Genomic DNA, 19,518 nt, shown 5'->3' with positions numbered 1-19,518 from the left:
CCCTAGCCGGTCGGGTGCAAGCGCCCCGCGGGTTCGCCGTCGGCATGGGCGTGTTCCTCCGGCTCGCTCGGATGCTCGGGGGGGACGACCAGCACTTGCTCGCGCCAGTGCCCGTAGCGGTAATAGAGCGTGGCCAGCACCAGCGAAACGACGGACCCGATCGGGAACGCCAGCCACAGCGCGTCGCTGCCGATCCAGCGCTGCCCCTCGATCGCGAAGCCCAGGCGGACCGGATAGAAAGCAATCGCCAGGATCACTAGCGGCGGCACCGTCGCGCCGTTCGCGCGCACGGTCGAAAACAGCACCATCGTCGCGCCGAACATCACGAAGGTCCAGGACGCGATGAGTTGGATGTGCCGCGCGATCGGGATCGCCGGGCTCTCCGCGCCGACGAACAGCGCCATGATCGGACGATCGAACAGGATGATCGCGGTGATCACGACCAGCACGATAACGGTGTTGTAGATCAGCCCCGATCGCGTGATCGCACCGACGCGATCCCATTTGCCCGCCCCGATATTCTGCGCCGCCATGCTGGACACCGCGACGCCGATCGCCATCGCGGGCATCTGGATATAGGTCCAGAGTTGTTGCGACACCGCATAGGCGGCAGCGGTTTCCACGCCCAACCGGTTGACCAGCCCGACCATCGTCAGCCCCGCGGTCGACATAACCAGCATCTGCGCGCCCATCGGCAGGCCCTTGGCGAGGATCGTCTTCACCAGCGCCGGTTCGGGGATCAGGTAGCGCACCTCCGCCCCGCGCAGCCGGATCGGCAAGTCGCGCCAGTAGACATAGATCAGCAGCCCCGCCGACGACACGACCCCCGCGATCAGCGTCGCGGTCGCCGACCCCGCAATCCCCATCTTCGGAAACGGCCCGATGCCGTCGATCAGCAACGGGTTGAAGCCGCTGTCGATCGCGACCGACAATCCCATGAACCATAATGGCGTCAGCGAATCGCCGGTCCCGCGCAGGCTCATCTGGATGAGGACGCCAAGCATCGAAAAGGGCAGCCCGAGGAAGATCACGCGCAGATAGTCTCGCGCCAAGCCTTGCGCCTCGCCCGGCGTCGCGAGCAACCGCAATATCTGCGGCGCGAACAGCCAGCCGACCACCGCGATCACCACCGCGCCGCCGACCACCAGCCCCACGGCGGACCCGAACGCGCGCCGCGCCGCCTCTATGTCGTGCCGCCCGACCGACTGGCCGATCAGGATCGTCGCCGCCATGCCGAACCCGAACACCGCGCTGAACATCAGGAACATGATGATGTTGGCGTTGCTCGTCGCCGCCAGCGCGCCCTCCCCCAGGAAACGCCCGACCCAGATCGAATTGATCGACCCGTTGAGCGACTGGAGGATGTTCGACGCCAGCGTCGGCAGCGCGAACGCGAGCAGCGTAGGGCCGATCGGACCGACCGTCAGGTCGCGGCGGTTGGAGCGATTTGGTGAAACTGCCATCGCCCCCTTACTCCGTCATGCCGGACTTGTTCCGGCATCCAACCATCCACGAGCGACAGCGCTTGGGGCACTTTGGACCCCGGAACAAGTCCGGGGTGACCACCTGCCTAGCCCAACCGCGCCAGCGCCGCCGTCAGCCGCTCGGCCTCGGCCGCCTTCTCGGCGTGATCGGCGCGGGCCTTTTCCACCGCCTCAGGCTTGGCGCGTTCGACGAAGCTCGGATTGTTGAGGCGGCCCGCGAGGGCGTCGCGTTCTTTCGCCACGGCTTCGATCGCCTTTGTGAGACGCGTGCGCTCAGCGTCGAGGTCGATGACGTCCGCAACGGGAAGCATGAACGTCACGAAGTCTACAACTATCTGTATTGCCTTGGTCTCGGTCCAAACCGAAGCCTCGTAGGGAAGTAACGAGCCGGTTTTCAAATCCACGACTAAGCCGTTTCCGGTGAATGCCGCTACGTCCAATCGCGCCATGCGTCCGATAGCCGTCGCGTTCCTTTGAACGCGCTTGCGAGTGCTGTCGTCAGACTGGTGCGCCAGAATGTTCAATCTAGCGCCCGGAGGCACGTTGAGTTCGGTTCGCGCTGCACGGATCTGACCGATCAGTCTGACCATCCAATCTACTTCGTCACTCGCATCGACATCTATGTCGTTGTGATCCACCACCGGCCACTTTGCGACGATCAAATCATACTCGCGCGCGCCGAGCTTCGACCACAATTCCTCGGTCACGAAGGGCATGAACGGGTGGAGCATCACCAGGATCTGGTCGAGCACCCAGCCCGCGACCGCCTTCGTCTCGTCGTCGATCGCACCCTTGATCAGTTCGAGATACCAGTCGCAGAACCGGCTCCACGCGAACTGGTAGATCGCGTTTGCCGCGCCGTCGAACCGATAGTCGGCGAGCGCGAGGTCGACCGCCTGCACCGTCTGGATCGTCTCGCCGATGATCCATTTGTTGACCGCCAGCGTCGCCGCGGGTGCCTCCAGCGTCGTGCTCGCGCCGATCCCGTTCGCCTGGCAGAAGCGCGCCGCGTTCCACAGCTTGGTCGCGAAGTTGCGATAACCCTCGACCCGCTTCTCATCCATCTTGATGTCGCGGCCCTGGCTTTCCATCGCCGCCATGAAGAAGCGCAGCGCGTCGGCGCCGTACTGGTCGATCAGCCCGAGCGGATTGACGACATTGCCCTTCGACTTGGACATCTTCTGCCCGTCGGCGGCGCGGACGAGGCCGTGCAGGTACAGCGTGCGGAACGGCACATCCTGCATGAAGTGCATCCCCTGCATCATCATCCGCGCGTCCCAGAAGAACAGGATGTCGAACCCGGAAATCAGCACGTCGTTGGGGTAGCGGCCGTGGAGTTTGGGGTCCGTATCGTCCGGCCAGCCCATCGTCGCGAACGGCCAGAGCGCGGAGGAGAACCAGGTGTCTAGGACATCGGTATCTTGCCAAAGAACCACTGCCGGATCGGACAAATCAAGCCATTCCAGGCCAGCTTCCCCGGTCTGCGAAAAGAAAATGCTCTCGGCCGGCAAACCGTAAAACTCGGCAGCTTCTTGACGGATTTGCTCTTGGTCTAATCCGACAAAATGCTTGGCATTTCCGACGCCTGCCTCAAACTCCTTATCGGGCCCGAACCACGCCGGGATCCGATGCCCCCACCACAGCTGGCGCGACACGCACCACGGCTGGATGTTCTCCATCCAGTTGAAGAACGTCTTCTCCCAGCTTTTCGGCACGATCTTGATCGCGCCCGACTGGACCGCCTCGATCGGGCGCTTCGCCAGCGTCTCGGCATCGACATACCATTGGTCGGTCAGCCACGGCTCGATCACCTCGCCCGATCGGTCGCCATAGGGTGTCTGGATCGTGCGCGGCTCGGCGTCGTGCTCGACCCCCTCCTTGTCGATGAAGGGCACGAGGAACCCCTCGGCCTTCAGTTTCTCGACCACAAGCTTGCGCGCCCAGAAGCGGTCGACGCCGAGCAGATCGACCGGGATCAGCCCGTCGCTCGTCTGCGTGACCTGCGCCTTGGCGTCGAGCATGTTGAGCATCTCGCCCGCCTTCATGCCCGCGCGCTTGCCCACCTCGAAATCGTTGAAGTCGTGGCCCGGCGTGATCTTCACCGCGCCCGTGCCGAGCGTGGGGTCGGCATGTTCGTCGCCGATGACGGGGATCAGGCGGCCGGTGATCGGCAGCTTCACCTGCTTGCCGATCATCGCCTTGTAGCGCTCGTCCTCCGGATGCACCGCGACCGCCATGTCGGCCAGCATCGTCTCCGGCCGCGTCGTCGCGACGGTGATCGACCCCGACCCGTCCGCCAGCGGATAGCGGATCTGCCAGAAGCTGCCCTTGATCTCCTTGGTCTCGACCTCGAGGTCCGAAATCGCGGTGCCGAGACCGGGGTCCCAATTCACGAGGCGCTTGTCGCGATAGATCAGGCCCTGATTGTAGAGGTCGACGAACACCTTCAGGACGGCTTTCGAAAAGCCCTCGTCCATCGTGAAGCGCTCGTTCGCCCAGTCCATCGAACAGCCGAGCCGGCGGAGCTGCTGCGTGATCTCGCCGCCGCTCTCCCGTTTCCACTCCCAAACCTTCTCGACAAATTGGTCGCGCGTGTAGTTGGCACGGCTATCCTGTCGCTCGGCCATCTGGCGCTCGACCACCATCTGCGTCGCGATGCCGGCATGGTCGGTGCCGACCACCCACAGCGCATCCTTGCCCTTCAGCCGCGCGTGACGGACCAGCACGTCCTGCAACGTATTGTCGAGCGCGTGCCCGATATGGAGCGAGCCCGTGACGTTGGGCGGCGGGTTGACGATCGTCCACGGCTCCGCGCCTGGGCGATCGGGACGGAACAGCCCCTCGCCTTCCCAATGCGCATACCAGCGCTTCTCGATTTCGGCGGGGTCGAAGGTTTTCGGCAGTTCGCTCATGGACAGGGCCTGTAGCCACTCTGCCCCGCGAGCGGAAGCGGGTGCTAGAAGGGTCGTTCTCCGATATAATTGCCGGCGTCGCTATAGCGGCACACCAGCACGTCCTCCTCCGCCCCCGTCGCGATCGCGCAGCCGACCCGGCCGGTGTCGCGCCACATCAACTGGGTATAGTGGCCGACATCGCCGACCCTTCCGGTCGTGCTGTTTTCCGGGAACTTGCCGGGCTTGTAGTAGCGTTTCTCGCGCACCCAGGCATCGACCATCGCCTCGGCATTGTAATAGCCCTTGGTCCCCGCCCACAGATTCTCGCCCTCGGGCTGGCGGACGTTTTCGGGCGCGTGTTCGAACTTGCCCGTCGCGGCGAGGTATTTCGCCCATCGCGCGGCGTCGGCGGCGAGTGCGGGATCCCAGTTCAGCGGCGCGATGCCGATCGACGCCCGCTCGCGATTGTGCGCCGCCAGCACGCGGTCGTCGAAATTGCCCGCAAAGCTCGCTGCGCCGAGCAACCAGGGCGACGCGAGTGCGCTGCAAACCAGGGTGAGACGTCCCGCCATGACGACGGGGTGTACGCACCGGCAATAACTTGCCGGTTTCCGGCAATGGTTAGGATGCGATCAACTACGTTCCCGCCGCGACGATCGCGACCAGGTCGCCGCGCTTAACCTGCGCGAACAGCAGTCGCGCGAATTCGATCGGCACGCCGATACAGCCGTGCGTCGCCGCGCCGAACCGCACATTGCTGGCATGGATCGCGACGCCGTCATTGGTCAGCCGCAGCATATAGGGCATTTCGGCATCGTAGAGGTTCGAACTGTGCCGCTCGGCCTTCTCCAGCACCGGGAACACGCCGGTCGGGGTCGGCTTGCCGTCGGTGCCGTACAGGATCACCGCCGACCCGATCTCCTGGCCCGCGCGGAACACCGACAACATCTGCCGCGACAGGTCGATGCGGACCCACACCGCGCCGGGCGCAACGCCGTCGTCATTCCACACGAAGTCGCCGAATTTCATCCTGGTGCGGATGTTGAGCAGGCTCTGCACCGTGCGCCGGTCGCCATTGGGCAGCGTGAGGGCCGGCTGCTTGCCGGCGGGATAGCGCACCCGCACCTCGTCCTTCACCACGCCGGTCACCGCGGGTTTCGGCGTCATCGGCGGGGCGATCCAGTTGGACCAGAGCACCAGCCCGATCACGACGATGACGATCGGCAGCGCGAACCGGGCGATGGCCGACATGCGACTTATTGCAGGACGGGCCGCCGTATCGCCCCGCCGCGCAGCCCGAAGCCGATCGCGAAGAAGCCGATCAGCAGGCTCGCCCAGGTCGCCGGTTCGGGCACGGCAGGTCCGACGCCGGGCGTGCCGCCTCCGCCGCCTCCTCCACCGTCGCTTCCGCCACCACCACCGCCGCCGCCGCCGCCAACGATGATCGGCGGCACGCCGCCGCCGGAAACCGGGTTGAACCAGGCGGGCGGGGGCAGCGACTCGAGGCTGGCAATGCCGGGAGCGCTCTCCGGCAACGCGTTCGGAGCGGGCGACGGTCCAGCAACGTCGCCGAGTTCATAGGCCATCGCGGGCGCGGCGGGGTCGACCGGACGAGTCCGCTCTCCACTCAGCACGCGTTCCTTCGGGTTGAAGGCATCCTTCAGCGACGCGACTCGCCGCGCCTTGGTCTGGGTGAGAGCGCCGGGCGCGCGCGATCCCGGCGACCGGGCGTCGTACATCGCCTCGATCGCGCCGACGCCGCCTTTCGTCGCCAGCTTGGCGATTTCGGACATGGTATCCAGTGGAGCCGCCATTATCGGCGTCTGGGCGGAGATGAACCCCAATCCCACAGTGGCCAGAAGCGACGCTGCAACCATGCCCGTCTGGCCATTGACTAGAACGTCAATCTTCATGATCGGACCCGTTACGCAAACTATCGGCCCCTTAAGCGCCCGCTTTGTAATGATTACAACGCCGTTAACCTATTAAGCTGAATTTCCGTGTAAATTGTTGTTTCCGGACAACGCCCCGCCCCGCACGAACCTCAGGCTCGCGTCATCCGGCGCATCCCTCCGAAAGGGCCGAAAACAGCTTTGGAAACGGTCAGTTAGCGGGCGTTTTCGCGGTCCACTTGCCCAGCCAGCCGAGCACTTCCCGATACCATTGACGGCTCTCCCTGGGCGAAAGCACCCAGTGGCTGCCGCCCGGGAAAACGACCAGCCGCGAAGGGATGTCGCGACGCTGGAGCGCGGTGAAGGCGGCGATTCCCTGCGTATAGGGGATTCGGTAATCGCCCTCGCTGGTGATCACGAGCTGCGGCGTCTTCCACTTGTCGACATAGTTGACCGGGTTCCATTTCTCGAACGCGGCGGGGTCCTCGAAATACGCCTTGCCGCCATGTTCCCACTCGTCGAACCACAGCTCCTCGGTCTCGTAGGCCATCGCGCGCGCGTCGAACACGCCGTCATGCTGGACGATGCACTTGAAGCGATCGGGCCACTGGCCCTCGATCCAGTTCATCATATAGCCGCCATACGATGCGCCGAGCGCGCAGGCATTGTTGCCGTCGATCCAGCTGAACTTGGCCGTCGCGGCGTCGAACCCCTTCTTCAGGTCCTCGAGTGGCCAGCCGCCCCAATTGTTGCGGATGTCGTCGCTGAACTTCTGGCCGTAACCGGTGCTTCCGTGGAAATCGATCGCGACCAGCGCGTAACCCGCGCCCGCGAACAGCGCCGGGTTCCAGCGATACGACCAGCTATTGTTGCTCGATCCCTGCGGCCCGCCATGGACCATGAACGCCATCGGGCCCTTCGCGCCATCCTTCAGGCCCGCCGGCTTGACCGCATAGCCCCACACCGTGTCGTTGTTCGCGCCGGTGAAGCTGAACCGCGTGACGGTCGGCATGTCGATCCCCGCCAGCTTGTCGGCGTTGACGCTGGTCAGCCGCACCGTCTTCTTGCCCGCCAGCCAGTAGAAATCGTCCGGCGCGGTCAGCGAGTTCATCGCGAACAGCACGCCCTTGGCGGTCGGCACTACGGCGCTGACGTTGCCCTGCTGCGTCAACCGCGTGACCTTGCCGGTCAGCGACACCGACCAGATCGGGTTTTCCTGCGTATCCTCGGCGGTGACGTAGATCGTCTTCGAATCGGGCGCCCAGGCGATCGACCCGACCGAGCGGTCCCAGCTTTCGGTCAGCGCCGTCACCTTGCCGGTCGCAAGGTCGCGCAGCATCAGCACCTGGCGATCGGCTTCGTAGCCCGGCCGCTTCATCGCGAACCAGGCGAGATACTTGCCGTCGGGCGACACGGTGGGAAGGTTGTCCATCCCCTTGTTGCCGGCGGTCAGGTTGACCGGCTCGCCCGACCCGTCGGCGGACGCGGAGAAGATGTCGAGATTGGTCGACAGCGGCTCGATCCGCCCCGCTTCGCGCAACGCGAAGAATATTGTCTTGCCATCGGCCGACCACGACACTTCCTCGCCGCCGCCGAACGGCTTGGAGGGCGTGTCGCCGACCAGCGCGCCCTCGATCGGGACGCCGTATCCGCTCGCCTTGCCGTTCGCGAGCGGCAGGACGAACAATTGCGACCGCGTGCCGTCCGCCCAGCTCGCCCAGTGGCGAACGAACAGCTGGTCATAGGTGCGGCCGTTGCCGTCGTCCGGCCCCTTCTTGATCATCGGCGGCTCGCTCGACGGCGCACCGGGAAAGCGATCGGCCCAGATCAGCAACTTGTCGCCGGTCGGCGCGACCTTGAACCCGCCGAGCCCGCCCTTCAGGTCGGTGACCTGCGTCGCTGCGCCGCCCCCGATCGCGATCGACCAGACATTGTCCTCGCCACCCTGGTCCGACTGGAAGAAAACGGTCTTGCCGTCGGCGGAGAATTGCGGCGCGGTTTCGTTGACGGTGGGGTCGGCGACGAGCTTCTCGGGCTTCGCGCCCTTGTTCGTCAGGTCAAGCCGCCACAGGTCGAAGCGGCCCCTGTTCTTGGCGATGTCCGTCTCGCGCTGCTGCCACACCAGCCAGCGCCCGTCTGGCGACACGACCGGCGCGGACACACGGCTAAGCATCGTCACGTCCTCGATCGTGAGTTGACGCGCGCTGGCAGGAATTGCGGTGACGAAGATCGGTGTGGCGAGCGCGACGCTCGCGAGCAGGAGCTTTCTCATGGCAGCGACAATTGCCGCAAGATCGTTGCGCGAGCAACCACTCACCGATCTAAAGCAACGCGTCACCCCGGACTTGATGCGGGGTCCGCGGTGCGGCGAGCGATATGACAGGTGGAGAGCTGGCCCCTGGCACAAGGCCGGGGTGACGATGGAACATAGGTGGTGGGCCTCAACGCCCGCCGGTGATCCGCGCGATTTCCTTGGCGACCATCGATTCGACGATCTCCGGCAGATTCCTGTCGAGCCAGTCGCTCAGCATCGGCCGCAACATTTCGCGCACCAAGCCTTCGAGCGTGTCGGCACCCGCGGTGTCCGGCTTCACCACCAACCGCGACAGCGAATCGAGCTTGGCGCGGCTGGCTTCGGCGGTCTGCGGCGACACGATCGTTTCCGGTGCTGGCGTGGCGGGCGCAGCAGCCACTACCACTGGTTCGGCGGCCACCGCCGCCGGCGGCGGTGACATCGGCATAGGAGCCGGTTCGGCGACGGGCTGAGGCTCGATCGGTTGGGCTGCGACCGGCTCGGGCGCCTGCTCGCTCAGTTCGAGCACATCGTCGTCATCGACGAAATCCTCGACCGGCACCGGCGCGGGACGACGTCGCGTGCGAATCGTCGCGCCGTTCTCGGCGTCCTCGGCGATGATCCGCTTGATGGAGGCAAGGATGTCCTCCATCGACGGTTCGGCGCTTACATCCCCCATATGCAGCCTGCTTCCCTGTCGTACCGATAGGCCACGCGAAGCGCGTGGTTAATTCGTCTTCAGCACGTTTGCGGGACTACCGGGGGCCGTGTCAACCGGCGCGTTCAATTGCGGATCGAGCGGGCGGCCCTGCGACGAGTCCTGCGGCGGGGCGTTGCGGGTGCTGGTCCCGGTCGGTTTGTAGTCCGGCTTGCCGCCGAAATCGCTCCACGCGCCCTTGACCTTGTTATAGTTGGTCAGCGGGTCGTACAGCGCGCCGCCGTCGAGCCCCAGGTCGCGCGCCTCCGCCTGGCCCATCGCCGCGAGTAGCGCGAAGCCCGCGACATAAGCGTCACGCTGCGCGGTCACCAACGTCACTTGGCTGTTGAGCAATTCCTGCTCCGCGTTGAGGATGTCGAGGATCGTGCGGTTGCCGACGCTGTTCTCCGCGCGGACACCCTCGAGGCTCAATTTGTTGGCCTCGACCGCGCGCTGAGCGGACGCGATCACCTCGAGCGACGATTTCCAGATCGCATAGGCCGACCGCGTCTGCGAGATTACCGCGCGTTCGGTGTCGGTCACGGTCTCCAGCGCCTGCGCGCGGCGTTCCTGCGCCTGGCGAAGCTGCGCCGACGGCAAGCCGCCCTGATAGAGCGGCAACGTCACCTGCACCCCGACCGTGCCCGCGCTGCCGGTCTGGCCGGGCTTGGGGCTGGTGCCGGAGCCGAACGAGCCGAGATAATTGAAGTAATTGCCCCCGACGACGCCCGACAGCGTCGGCAGCCGTGCCGCCCGGGCGGCGCTGACGTCATACTTGCTGGCGTCGCCGGCGCGCACCGCCGCGAGCAGCACCGGATTGTTCTTCAGCGCAACGTCGACCGCCGCATCGGGCGATTCGGGCAGGTTGGGCAGAACGGGCGGATCCTCCAGCACGCCCGGCGGCGAACCGACCAGGCGGATGTAATTCTCCTTGCTGGAGATCAGCCGCGCCATCGCGGTCTCGAGCTGGCTGCGCGCCAGGGCAAGCCGCGCGTCGGACTGGGCGACGTCGGTGCGGGTCAGGTCGCCGACCTGGAACCGGTCCCGAGCGGCCTGGAGGTTGACCTCCAGCACCTTCACGTTTTCCTTGTTGAGCCCGACGATGGCCTCGTCACGGATCACGTCCATATAGGCGCCGACGACGCCGACGAAGAGGTCGGATTCGGTGCCGCGCAACTGATCGCGCGCGGCGTCGGAGCGAATCTCCGCGCCCTTGACCGAATTGGCGACACGCCCGCCGCGGAAGATCGGAACAGTGAGCTGCGTATTCCCCGCCAGCTGCCGATCGGGGTTCGCGAGCGAATTCGAACTGTTCAGCGCGTTCTCGGTATAATTGCCGTTGACGCTCAGACTGGGGCGGCCAGCCGACTTGGCGATCGGTACGTTCTCGTCCGTCGCACGCACGTCGGCGCGCGCCGCGGCCAGGCCCGGATTGGTGTTATAGGCCTTGACCAGAGCCTCGCGCAGCGTGTCGGCGGCGGCGGGCCCCGCCACCATGCCGATCATCGCCACGCCGGCGAGCAGAACCGATACGCGCATCAAATCACCACCCCTGTTAGAACGCAAAGCCGCGCGGCGCAGCGAAACCGGGCAGCGCGACGCAGTCGATGTCGGCGAACGCGCGCAGCCCGAACCCGCCCTTGACCGTGCGGCCCGTCGCGAGCCGGCGAACGCCGCGCTCGACGATCCCGGCGACCACCCGGCCGCCCGGCGCGACCTGGGCCACCAGACTCTCCGGCAATTGCTCGACACAGCCATCGACGATCAGCACGTCATACGGAGCGCCCTTGGCATGACCCTTTTCTAGCGCCCCTTCGACCAAAGTGACATTAGCCAGGCCTTCCAGCGCCGCCTTGGCGTGCGCCGCGAGATCGGGATCGCTTTCAACCGCGACCACCGACGCGACCAGCCGCGACAGCACCGCCGCCGTGTAGCCACCCGCCGCGCCGATCAGCAGCACCTTGTCGGCGGGCAGCAGATAGGCCTCCGTCAGCAGCTTGCCCGTCGCGATCGGCACGTTGAGGAACCGGCCGTTGCCGATCGCCACCGCGGTGTCGCGATACGCGAGCGGCCGAGCTTCCGCCGGCACGAACTTCTCGCGCGCAACGATCGCCATCGCCGTTACAACGCGCGGGTCGTTGACCGCGTTGGTGCGCAACTGGCTCTGCACCATGGCATGACGCATGGCTTCGAAATTGGTGATGTCCGCCGCCGGATCGCTCATGGCCCCGCTCTTCGCATAGCTGTTTTACTTATGCAACACACTAAATGTTGCTGGCTTCCTATATGGCGCGGTGGGGCCGACGCCAACCCGAATAGCATATTGAATTACAATGATCATATAAAGCGTGGGTTGACTTGCCCGCCGCCCATGCGCAAAGCCCCGCGCCTTGCCGCATCGGGGCCCGATGGCGGAGTGGTGACGCAGAGGACTGCAAATCCTTGCACCCGGGTTCGATTCCCGGTCGGGCCTCCAGCGGCGATGTCGGATAGCATTTAGCCGTCCCCGCTGTTGCAAGTTCGCGTCCCCTCTAAGGCGACTCGGCACCGACATCTCCTGGCCACATGTCCTGCATCTTCAACAAGATGCGAGGTCACAATGCCGAGTTCCCCTGCTACACCTTCGACGCCCCTTCACGAAACCGACGGCGGACGCCCGACCGAAGCCCGCGAATTCGAAGGCGCCTCCGCATGAGCGGCGCGTCAGATCAGTTCGACAACCGGCTGCTCTACCGCGTCGGCTTCGACGCGCCGGTCTGGGTCGGTCCGATGCTAGTCCGTCGCACTATCGGCTGGGAGTCCACCCGCCCCGGCGCGTTCATCGCCGCAGAGATGTACGCTCGCGGACTGACCGAACACGAGATCGCCGTGAGCCACACGGCAGACCTTCTGTTCGTGAACTGGCCCCCTTCCGTCGGCCCGCTGCCGATGGCGACCATCCGCATCGGCGAGATGCCGACAAACCCCGACCACATCAGGAAATGCCTGGACCTCTGCACCGCCGCCATGGCCCGCGAGGCGATGATGAAGCGCATGGACTGGTGGGAAGGCGACATTCCTCCGGCCTGGTCGCTCGCCACCACCGAGATCACCGAAGAGATCATGCGCCTCGACGGGACCGATTCGCATCACGTCTGGACGATGGCCGGACACGACGACCGCTTCGCCGTGACGCTGAGAAAGGTGACGACCGGCGAAGTCAACATCACGCGCCAGGGCAACCTGCTCCTCACCACCTACGCCGACCTCGCGCCCGGCGTCGTGCTCCAGCAGCTCCAGGAGACGTTCTTCCTCTTCGACGAGCCACAGCCCCTGGACGACATCGCCGCGCTCCGGCCGGGCAGCCGCCTCGGAGACGCGATCGGCGTGATCGACGCGCCCGTCGGCTACCTCCTCGCGCAGCTCGTCGTCCGCGACGTCGTCGACCGCCGCCCGGACGGCCACGTCTGGGTGGCCGTGTCCATGCCGCTCATCACCATGGCGCCGATACCCGAGGACGCGCTCGCGATGCTGGCGCCCGCCAGCCTGCCACGCGACGCGCGCGTCCCGATCTGGCTGGCCGTGAAGCGCCTCGAGCGCGCCGGGACGGTGCTGCCGATCACGGCCCCGCCGGGCGATCCGGCCGCGAAGGTGCCGAACGACTTCCCCTCGGCGATGCGGCAGCAGATCCCGGCCATCGCGGACGCAGCCTGGCGGACGATCCGTCGCGCACCCGTGGAACATCACCACCGGATCGCGCTCAAGATCATCGAATACATCCGGCACCGGGTGTCGTTCGGCGACGATCCGTCCGAGATCATCACCGAGGAGGAAGTCCTAGCCAACTCGATGGCGACCCGCTTCCTGAACGACATCGATCCCGCGAGACGGGGCGGGAAGTTCTGCGTGAACCCGCTCCTCGACCCGAACTGCGATCCGGCGATCGCGGCCGAGGTCGCCTGGTCCATCCGCGTGATCCGGTCGCTATACGCCCAATTCCACGAGGACGGCGTGCGCGAGCATTCGCCCCTGGACATGCCCGATCCCTGCGTGACGGTCGAACCGAAACCCGTCAGGCTGCATCTGGAGCGGTAGCCGACTGAGCCCTGGGCAGCCTGGCACGCTGCCCTTGGGCCCGTCGCAGGACGTTCAGCTGATCACGAAGGACCACAGGGTCGCAACCCTCGTCGAGATATCGGCGGCAATCCGACAGCACGTCCTCCGCGAGCGCCGGCCGCCGCTCTCGACGCTCCTGCCGCTCGGCACGGAAACGCTCGATCTGCGCCGCCCGCGATTCCGCATAGTCGCATAATTCGCCGACCTTCGGCGTGAGCCGCTTCAGCAGGCCGCGCTTCGCCCGCGACACCAACGACTGATGGACGTTCGCCCCTCGCGCGATCGTCGTCTGCGTGGGCATCCCGACCAGATTGAGGATCTCGGCGAGCCGGAAAAGACGGTTCGAATCTTCCATGATTCGCTTGCATATACGCATATTCCGCATTATTGGCTATGCGTATTATGCGGATCGACTTCGCCGACATGTTCAGTGGCGCCGGGCTGTTCAGCGCCGGCGCGGTCCGGTCGGGGATGACGCCCGCGTTCGCGATCGATCTCTCGAAGGACGCCATCGCCAGCTACAATGCGAACATCGCGCCGGTCGGCGTCGTCGGATCCGTGCTCGATGGCTGCGACCTGCCCAAGGTCGACGTCCTGCTCGCCGGACCGCCCTGCCAGGGCTTTTCCACGCTCGGCCGACAGGACCCTCTGGACGTGCGTAACACGTTGGCCCTCGCGGTGCCGACCTGGGCGGCGATGACCGGCGCGAACGTCGTCGTCGTGGAGAACGTCCCGCCGTTCCTGCGCTCCGCCAAATGGCGCGAGCTCGTCGTCGCGTTCGAGGCCTTGGGCTTCGACGTGAACGCCTGGGAGCTCGAGGCGGCCGACTACGGCGCGCCGCAGCTACGCCGTCGCTCCTTCACCATCGCCTCGAAGATCGGCGCGATCGCCGAACCCGCTCCGTCGAAGCGCGAGCGCCGGACCGCAGGCGACGTCCTCGCCCGGCCGATCCGGACCGGGGACCCGATGCACGTATGGCCGACGCCGGTCGGGATCGCCGCCCAGCGCATCGCCCTGATCCCGCCCAAGGGCGACAAGCGCGACGTCATGCGGCTCGCACCGCACCTGTGCCCGCCCTCATGGGAGAAGGTCGGGTGCCAGGCGACCGACGTCTGGGGCCGGATCGATCCGTCTCAGCCGGCCAACACGCTTCGGTGTACTTTCCAGAATCCATCGAAGGGGCGCTACCTCCATCCCACGGAAGACCGGTGCCTGTCGCTCCGCGAGGGTGCCCGGCTGCAGGGCGTGCCGGACGATTGGCAGTTCGTCGGCAAGCCCTATCCCGTCGCACGGCAGATCGGGAACGGCGTCCCGGTAGCGCTCGCCGAGGCGGTGTGCAGCAGCGTGATGGCCGCCTTCAGGGCAGCGGCAGTCGAACGGCTGGCCGCCTGACGAGGCGCGCGACGCAAGGCCAGGACCTCTGCCGCGTCACGACGCAGCGTCGGCCTTCCAGATCTCGTCGTCCTCGGTGATCGGATCGTCATCCTCGACGTCCTCGACGGTTTCGTCCTCCTCGCCGGCGAGGTCGCGCTCGAGCGCCTTGATCGCCTCGACGTGCACGGTTCGCGCCAGCCGAATGAGCTCGAGCAGACCGATGATCTGGATCGGGCCCGTCGGACCGCTGTCGCGATAGGTGTCGACCAGCATCCTCTCCTCGCGCTTCGTGGGATTGGGCTCGGGCATCGTGCCGATGAGATAGCCGTTGATCCGGACGACATGAGGCAGGTTCGCCTCGCACCATGCCCTCACGTCGGCGATGTAGTTCTCCAGCTGCCGCCAGTGGTCGATGTTCAGCGCCAGCGCCGGGCTCTTCAGCTCGACGATCTTCACCGTGTAGGGCCCCTCCTCCATCGGATCGGACATCAGGAACACCAGATCCGGCCTGTCGGCCGCCGGCTCGTCGCCGTTCACGATCGGCGCAAACTGATCCACGCTCAACTCTCGCGCCAGCCGGGTCACCGTCGTGTTGATGCTCTGGTCGCTGGAGATGTAGGTCGAGAACTCAGGCCGGATCAGCCAGGGATTCTCCTTCAGCAGGCGGTGGAGCTCCTTCTCGAACTGCCGCTTGTTCCAGTTGTCCTTCCCCTTCTCGTAGAGGATCTCCAGCTTCTCGATGCCGCCGCGACGGGCGCGGTAGAGCTTGAGCGAATCCTGCTTCTCGATCTCGGACAGCTGGCGCAGCTGACCCATGATCTGAGCGATCGTGGCCGCGTCGGTGCCATGCGACGCCAGCGCGACGAGCACCTCCGTCGCATTGATGGAGTTCACGATGGTCGGGGCCAGCTCCTCGAACTCGGGAGTGCCGACCTCGAACCGGCTCGCCAGGGTCTGAAGCAGCTTCTTGCCCGCCTTGCGGGTCTTCGGCGGCAGCGTCTCGATGGTGGCGGCGATGACGCGCGCGGTCCGGTCCTCGAGCAGCTTGCGGTCGGTCTCCTGCTTCTTGAACCGGGCGTGCGCGGCGATCGCGCCGCGCATGGCGCGGACGACTCCCTCCAACAGCGCGCTGACGACCTCGTTCCCCTCCTTGATGCCGTTCCGTGCCGTGTTCACGAAGTCGATGTCGGTGCGGTCGAGATCGTCCGCCTCGATGATGCAGTCCATGTAGTCGACGGAATGGAAGCTGTGCATGCCCGGGGGCAGCCCGAACAGTGCGGGACCGGCGGCGAGGCGGTTGTTGCAGTAGATGGTGGCGCCGCGCTCCTCGCCGCCCGCGTGCGACCGCTGCAGGAATCCGACGTAATAGCGATAGCGCAGCACGCCTGCGCCCGGCACGACGACGGACGCCTCCTGCCGCGCGCCGGCGGCGATCGAATCGCGCGTCAAATCGGTCGGGAAGACGAACTCGTAGTCGGGAAGCTCGAAGCGCAGCTGCTCGCCGTTGATCTCGATGGAGAAATCCTCGGGCCGGATCGCGTGGAACGACTTCGTCACCACCTTGCGGATCTTGTCCATGGTGTCCCGCGTCGCGTCGGCCTTGAGTCGGCTCAGCGTGACGCGCGTCCCCTGGCTGTCCGCGTCAAGTCCGTCCTCATAGCGAACCGGAACGCGCACGTCGTGGATCGACCCAGCGTGGTTGAGATCCTCGTCGACCAGGGTGATGATGGTCGCGGACGTCTCGCCCCTGCGCTTGGTCCAAATCTCCACGGTCAGCGCCGCACCGAACCCCGCCAGCTTGCCGACGCCCTTGCGACCCATGACGTATCGACCGCCTGGGGACGTGAGGAGGACCTCATGACCCTTGGCGTCAGCCCGGCGCTGGCGATTGAGCGGGAGGAAGCGGTCGCGAACCTCCTCCCAGGTCATTCCATGCCCATCGTCCTCGATCACGACCTGCACGTCGGCGGGCAGCGTCTCGAACAGCGCCTCGAGGTTCAGCGCCTTGTGCCCAGCCGGCTGCGAGACCTCTGCAGACATGAGCGTCCCCTGCCCGCTGGCCGCAGCCTCGGCAGCGGCGATCGCCGCGTCGGCGATGGCCTTGGCCTTCGTCCGCTCCTCCGCGATCCGGTCGCTTGGGATCGTGATCTCGACGCGGGTGGCATCGGCGTCATACGCGTTGGCGATGAACTCGACGATCACCTTGCCGATGCTGGTGTAGAGGTTGATCCCCAGGCTCTTGAGGATGCCGCTCTGGATGGCCATCGGCAGATGGCTGGGCCGTCCCTCTCCGCCGGCATCGAGCGAAGCCGCGTCCGCCGACTCGATCGTCTCCTGATCCATCACCACCCCTTTCCAGCAGCAGGCTAACAGCGCCGGGTCGGCAATGTAAGCGCCCCGTGCGCGATCGGGGGCGGCGGCATGGCCGCCCCCGCCGGACTCATTCCCGCAACGAGTACCGCTCACGCCAGGTGACGCGCTCGACGACGGGTTCACGCTTGCCCGCATAGACGTCGTTGATCAGCCATTCGACTTCCGCATCGATGGCCTCCTCGCCGACGTAGCGCCAGCGCAGCTTGCGCCGTTCGTCCCAGCGGTATCCGCGACCACGCAATTCCTGCGTCGCCGCGAACGGCGTCTTCGGCGCCTCGACCAGATAGGTCGGGCGCGCCGCTCCCCGGATCAGCTCCCGCATCACCGTCGACCCGCCCGGCAGGCGGTGATCGAGGATGTTCACGAGCGCCGAGACGTCGCCTGCGGCGCGATGGGCGTCATGGAATCCGCCGCACCGGCCCAGCACGCAGCCCAGCTTCCGGCACTCGAAGCCGTGGGCCGTCCAGTCCATGTCGTTGAGGCTGCAGATCCAGGCCTCGCCGCCCAGCTCGAGACGCTGGTCCACGAACGGCCGGTCGAACGCCGCGTTGTGCGCCAGGCGGATGTCGGCGGTGGCAATCATCGAATACGCCTCGCCGTCTGCGATCCTGAGACCGCGCACGTCCGCGTCGGTGATTCCGGTGATCCGCGAGATCTCGGCGGAGATCGGCATGCCCGGATCCTCCAGCCAGCTGCGCATCGGTCCCGTCTCGACGATCGCGCCCCGGCCATCGACGGCGATGCGCTGCACCGCGAGTTCGATGATGCGGTCCTTGGTCGGGTCCGTTCCGGTCGTCTCGCAGTCGATGACCGCGACCGACAGCTCTCCCGTCTTGCGAAGCCGTGGTTCGCGCCGGTCCAGGTCGACCGACCGGCGCTGCACGCGATAGTCCGGATGCCGAGCGATCGAGCGCGCAAGCGTCTCGACGGGAATCGGGACGGCGGCGACCTCCCGCTGCGACCTCATGCGAGGCGGTGCTCGATGGTGAGGTCGAAGCCCCGCGCCAGCAGGCCGGTGGGGTTGGCGGCGATGGCGGCGATCATGTCGCCGGCCGGCTTCGGCACGAGGCTGACGACGTCGGGATCGTCGGCCGGAAAACCCCTTTCGATGCGGGCGCCGCGCGCGGTCTTCAGGCCGTAGCGCCGCTCGAGCAGCGACCTCACCTCCCCCTCCTCCGTGGCGACGATCGCGCGCACCGCCTCGATGAACACCTCGCCATCAGCCATCGAGCTCTGGACGAAGCAGGTGAACAGACCGAGACCGGCGGGCGTGCCACCGTCCTCGTCCCGCACGGACGTCCCGACACCGGGGGGCGCCTCCGCGTCGTCGGCCAGGAGACCATCGATGACGGCAGGATCGCCATCGAGGCCGAGCCCGAGGCCGTGCAGCATCAGCGCGCGCGAGAAGCCGCCGACCGACTGGCAGGCGGTGAGCGCCGCGCTGCCGCAGAACAGCTCGCGCGGCGCAAGGAGCCAAGCGACCGGATCGTGCCCGATCCCCTCGCGCTCGAACCGCGCCCCGGTGTCGGCGGCGACGATCGCCAGGCGCAGGAGCTGCCGCGTGGACACGCGCGCCCAGCCATCGGAGATCTCGTCGGCGGCGAACGGGTCGAGGTCGGCGACCTCGAGCTCTCCGGGTCCCGGCAGATACCGGCCGGCAGCCACGGGCGGCGTCGGCTCCCTCACCAGCGCGACCCCGCAGGAGCGCCCCCCGCTCGAAGAGTTCCTTCCGTTCGCGTTCGCGACCTGCGGCTCGTCGATCAAATCCAGCATCTCGGTTTCCCTTCCTTGACTCAGGATCGCGGCCGCCCCGTGTTCGATCCAGGCAGTATCGGCGACCTCGGCGCGCGGACATCTAGTGGACGGATTCAACAATTCAATAGTTTATGAACTTGTGAACTATCTTATCCGTTCTGGCGCTAGTTGTCGTTGAGATTACGCCTCCGATCGGCCAGAGTCCGGGACATGAACAGCGCGAACGCCGTCGCGAAACTCTCCGCGCTCGCCCACGGGACGAGGCTCGACGTCGTGCGCGAACTCGCGAAGTCCCCAGAAGGACTGCAGGCATCGGTCCTGGCCGACCGGCTGAAGCTACAGCGCAGCGCGCTGTCCAACCACCTGAAGACGCTATCGACCGCCGGCCTCATCAAGGGAAAGACGTCGGGACGGACGATCACCTACCGCCTCGTCGGTCCGGCGATGGCGCAGCTCGGCGACCTTCTGACCAGCTTGGCGCCCAACCAACGCTAGCAGGCGCATCGGCGGGTCGGTGCCGCCGACGTCGCCGCCGCCCGCAGAGCGGCACGCGCCCCAACATCCCGCCATGCAAGTCCGGAACCGGGCGCGCCCGGCAACGAGCTGGGCGGACCCGTCCCCTCGATGCAAGTCGCAAAACCGAGAAAAGAACATATTAAGA

The 19,518-nt window shown here is 66.3% G+C and carries 16 protein-coding genes and 1 tRNA gene; 4 read left to right on the top strand and 13 right to left on the bottom strand.

The window, feature by feature from the left end:
- Nucleotides 1–2 precede the first annotated feature (2 nt).
- The 9 genes from J0J06_RS03855 to J0J06_RS03815 form a co-directional block, all read right to left on the bottom strand.
- Nucleotides 3–1,463 carry an MATE family efflux transporter gene (locus tag J0J06_RS03855; protein WP_294040027.1) on the bottom strand — a complete coding sequence of 487 codons (1,461 nt, stop codon included), beginning with the start codon at nucleotides 1,461–1,463 and terminating at the stop codon, nucleotides 3–5.
- A 107-nt stretch (nucleotides 1,464–1,570) separates the two neighbouring features.
- Entirely contained in the window at nucleotides 1,571–4,396 is a 2,826-nt protein-coding gene (locus tag J0J06_RS03850) for a valine--tRNA ligase (protein WP_294040026.1), read from the bottom strand.
- A gap of 44 nt (nucleotides 4,397–4,440) precedes the next feature.
- Nucleotides 4,441–4,950, bottom strand: coding sequence for a CAP domain-containing protein (locus J0J06_RS03845; protein ID WP_294040025.1), 510 nt, complete (start codon nucleotides 4,948–4,950; stop codon nucleotides 4,441–4,443).
- A 64-nt stretch (nucleotides 4,951–5,014) separates the two neighbouring features.
- Nucleotides 5,015–5,545, bottom strand: coding sequence for a L,D-transpeptidase family protein (locus J0J06_RS03840; RefSeq protein WP_294040823.1), 531 nt, complete (start codon nucleotides 5,543–5,545; stop codon nucleotides 5,015–5,017).
- 89 nt (nucleotides 5,546–5,634) lie between these two features.
- On the bottom strand, nucleotides 5,635–6,291 hold the full coding sequence (locus J0J06_RS03835) for a PEP-CTERM sorting domain-containing protein (protein WP_294040024.1): 657 nt from the start codon (nucleotides 6,289–6,291) through the stop codon (nucleotides 5,635–5,637).
- 190 nt (nucleotides 6,292–6,481) lie between these two features.
- Nucleotides 6,482–8,542 (bottom strand): S9 family peptidase, encoded by a 2,061-nt coding sequence (locus J0J06_RS03830; RefSeq protein WP_294040023.1) that lies wholly within the window; start codon nucleotides 8,540–8,542, stop codon nucleotides 6,482–6,484.
- Nucleotides 8,543–8,711: 169 nt separating this feature from the next.
- Nucleotides 8,712–9,242 (bottom strand): DUF2497 domain-containing protein, encoded by a 531-nt coding sequence (locus J0J06_RS03825; RefSeq protein ID WP_294040022.1) that lies wholly within the window; start codon nucleotides 9,240–9,242, stop codon nucleotides 8,712–8,714.
- Nucleotides 9,243–9,290: 48 nt separating this feature from the next.
- On the bottom strand, nucleotides 9,291–10,799 hold the full coding sequence (locus tag J0J06_RS03820; protein WP_294040021.1) for a TolC family outer membrane protein: 1,509 nt from the start codon (nucleotides 10,797–10,799) through the stop codon (nucleotides 9,291–9,293).
- 16 nt (nucleotides 10,800–10,815) lie between these two features.
- Nucleotides 10,816–11,484, bottom strand: a complete 669-nt coding sequence (locus J0J06_RS03815) for a protein-L-isoaspartate O-methyltransferase (protein WP_294040020.1) — start codon at nucleotides 11,482–11,484, stop codon at nucleotides 10,816–10,818.
- 178 nt (nucleotides 11,485–11,662) lie between these two features.
- On the opposite strand from J0J06_RS03815, the gene J0J06_RS03810 reads away from it, so the two are divergent.
- Both J0J06_RS03810 and J0J06_RS03805 read left to right on the top strand, forming a co-directional pair.
- Nucleotides 11,663–11,736: transfer RNA gene (locus tag J0J06_RS03810), tRNA-Cys, on the top strand.
- Nucleotides 11,737–11,951: 215 nt separating this feature from the next.
- Complete coding sequence (locus J0J06_RS03805) at nucleotides 11,952–13,334, top strand: hypothetical protein (RefSeq protein ID WP_294040019.1); 1,383 nt, start codon at nucleotides 11,952–11,954, stop codon at nucleotides 13,332–13,334.
- On the opposite strand, the gene J0J06_RS03800 is transcribed toward J0J06_RS03805, so the two are convergent.
- Nucleotides 13,312–13,710: a hypothetical protein gene (locus J0J06_RS03800; protein WP_294040018.1), complete on the bottom strand. Its 399-nt coding sequence runs from the start codon at nucleotides 13,708–13,710 to the stop codon at nucleotides 13,312–13,314. The two genes, J0J06_RS03805 and J0J06_RS03800, sit on opposite strands and share 23 nt — an antisense overlap.
- A 38-nt stretch (nucleotides 13,711–13,748) precedes the next feature.
- Here J0J06_RS03800 and J0J06_RS03795 point away from each other — a divergent pair, with 38 nt between their 5' ends.
- Nucleotides 13,749–14,747 (top strand): DNA cytosine methyltransferase, encoded by a 999-nt coding sequence (locus tag J0J06_RS03795; protein WP_294040822.1) that lies wholly within the window; start codon nucleotides 13,749–13,751, stop codon nucleotides 14,745–14,747.
- Between the two features lie 36 nt (nucleotides 14,748–14,783).
- Here J0J06_RS03795 and J0J06_RS03790 read toward each other — a convergent pair whose 3' ends face one another.
- The 3 genes from J0J06_RS03790 to J0J06_RS03780 form a co-directional block, all read right to left on the bottom strand.
- On the bottom strand, nucleotides 14,784–17,072 hold the full coding sequence (locus J0J06_RS03790; protein ID WP_294040017.1) for an ATP-binding protein: 2,289 nt from the start codon (nucleotides 17,070–17,072) through the stop codon (nucleotides 14,784–14,786).
- 97 nt (nucleotides 17,073–17,169) lie between these two features.
- Entirely contained in the window at nucleotides 17,170–18,069 is a 900-nt protein-coding gene (locus J0J06_RS03785; protein WP_294040016.1) for a 3'-5' exonuclease, read from the bottom strand.
- Complete coding sequence (locus J0J06_RS03780) at nucleotides 18,066–18,977, bottom strand: hypothetical protein (RefSeq protein ID WP_294040015.1); 912 nt, start codon at nucleotides 18,975–18,977, stop codon at nucleotides 18,066–18,068. Before J0J06_RS03780 ends, J0J06_RS03785 begins: the two co-directional genes overlap by 4 nt.
- Before the next feature lie 90 nt (nucleotides 18,978–19,067).
- Between J0J06_RS03780 and J0J06_RS03775 the strand changes: the two genes are divergently transcribed.
- Complete coding sequence (locus tag J0J06_RS03775) at nucleotides 19,068–19,352, top strand: metalloregulator ArsR/SmtB family transcription factor (RefSeq protein WP_294040014.1); 285 nt, start codon at nucleotides 19,068–19,070, stop codon at nucleotides 19,350–19,352.
- Nucleotides 19,353–19,518: the final 166 nt, after the last annotated feature.

It is taken from the genome of Sphingomonas sp. (assembly GCF_017304615.1).
Taxonomy (GTDB): domain Bacteria; phylum Pseudomonadota; class Alphaproteobacteria; order Sphingomonadales; family Sphingomonadaceae; genus Sphingomonas.
Note: the sequence above shows the minus strand (reverse complement) of the source record. Positions and strands in the feature narration are given on the sequence as shown.